The sequence below is a fragment of the Pedobacter gandavensis genome, assembly GCF_032677645.1.
GTDB lineage: Bacteria > Bacteroidota > Bacteroidia > Sphingobacteriales > Sphingobacteriaceae > Pedobacter > Pedobacter gandavensis_A.
In genome coordinates this window covers 1-1428 of the sequence record NZ_JAVTSB010000025.1, presented here as the reverse complement: position 1 = coordinate 1428, position 1428 = coordinate 1, and the positions used below count along the sequence as shown (strand labels likewise).

At 38.9% G+C, this 1428-nt stretch carries 2 protein-coding genes; both read left to right on the top strand.

What is annotated here, in order from left to right; genetic code table 11:
• Positions 1-48: 48 nt before the first annotated feature.
• Positions 49-570: a helix-turn-helix domain-containing protein gene (locus R2Q66_RS23855; RefSeq protein WP_316753961.1), complete on the top strand. Its 522-nt coding sequence runs from the start codon at positions 49-51 to the stop codon at positions 568-570.
• Positions 492-1394, top strand: a complete 903-nt coding sequence (locus R2Q66_RS23850) for an IS3 family transposase (protein WP_316753964.1) — start codon at positions 492-494, stop codon at positions 1392-1394. The genes R2Q66_RS23855 and R2Q66_RS23850 overlap by 79 nt, the downstream gene beginning before the upstream one ends.
• The last annotated feature ends 34 nt before the right edge of the window (positions 1395-1428 follow it).

Genomic DNA, 1428 nt, shown 5'->3' with positions numbered 1-1428 from the left:
TGAAGTGAACCCCAAAAGTTGGACAAAAACTTTTGGGGTTTATCATTTATGGCAAAATACACATTTGAAGAGAAGCTCGATATAGTTTCTCAAGTGATAAAAGGGACACCGATTCTTTGGATATCCCGAGAACGGCGTATTGATGATGACATGATATTGGAATGGGTTCGGAAATATAACCTCCATGGTGAAAGTGGGCTACGCAAGCAAGCTAATATCAAGTCTACTTCTGATTTCAAAGAAGAAGTTGTAAGGCTCATTATAGAAAAAGGTGTACCTTTAAGACAGGTTGTTCTGGAACGTAAAGTAAGTAGAAGTGCCTTAGAGAACTGGGTAAGATTAGTACGAGGTGAAGGCTACGCAGTACTATACAAACAAAAGCCCCGTGGACGACCACCTAAAGGCATGGGAAGATCAAAGAAACTTGAACCTGAAACAGAACTAGAGAAACTCCAGGCGGAGAATGCCCGCTTGCGAGCAGAGAACGCGCTATTAAAAAAAGTCAAGGCCTTAGTACAGGAAAGAGAAGCCCGCGAACGTATGAGTGGGCAAAAGCCATCGAAGAACTAAGGCCGGAACATGATATTGCAATTCTATTGGATTGTAAACAGATGGCTCGTTCGGTATTTTATTATCATCATAAGCGGCTGAATGCTGATGATAAGTACAAGCATGAAAAAGAAGAGATCGCAAGTATATACCACCTGCATAAAGGCAGATATGGTTATCGGCGAGTCACTGCCGAAATGAAGAACCGGGGTTATAACATAAATCATAAGACTGTGCAAAAATTGATGGGAACATTAGGCTTAAAATGCACTATCAGGAAAGTAAGTTATCGATCATACAAAGGCGAGGTTGGCAAAATTGCCCCTAATGAACTTGAAAGGGATTTTGAAGCAAGTTTGCCTAATCAGAAATGGGCTACGGATGTCACCCAGATGAACATTAAAGGGGAGAAGATTTACCTGTCTCCTATAATTGACATGTTTAATGGGGAAATCATTTCCTATAGTATTTCAAAAAGTCCAAATATGCAGATGATAGAAGAAATGTTATATGAGGCTTTTGATAAAGTGAAAGATACAAAGGGGCTTATTTTTCATTCTGACCAAGGCTGGCAATATCAACATTATGGATATAGAAAGGCTCTGGAAAAAAATGGAATTATTCAAAGTATGTCCAGAAAAGGAAATTGCTTAGATAACGCCTTGGCCGAAAGCTTTTTTGGTATTATGAAGACAGAATTGCTGTACAGAGAGAGCTTTGAAACTACAGAAGAATTTATCACTTCGTTAAAAGAATACATTCATTACTACAACAATGAAAGAATAAAAAACAGGTTAAATGGAAAGAGCCCGGTAGAATACCGAGCTCTCGTACAAAAAACTTAATTTTGAATCTGTCCAACTTTTTGGGGTCACACCA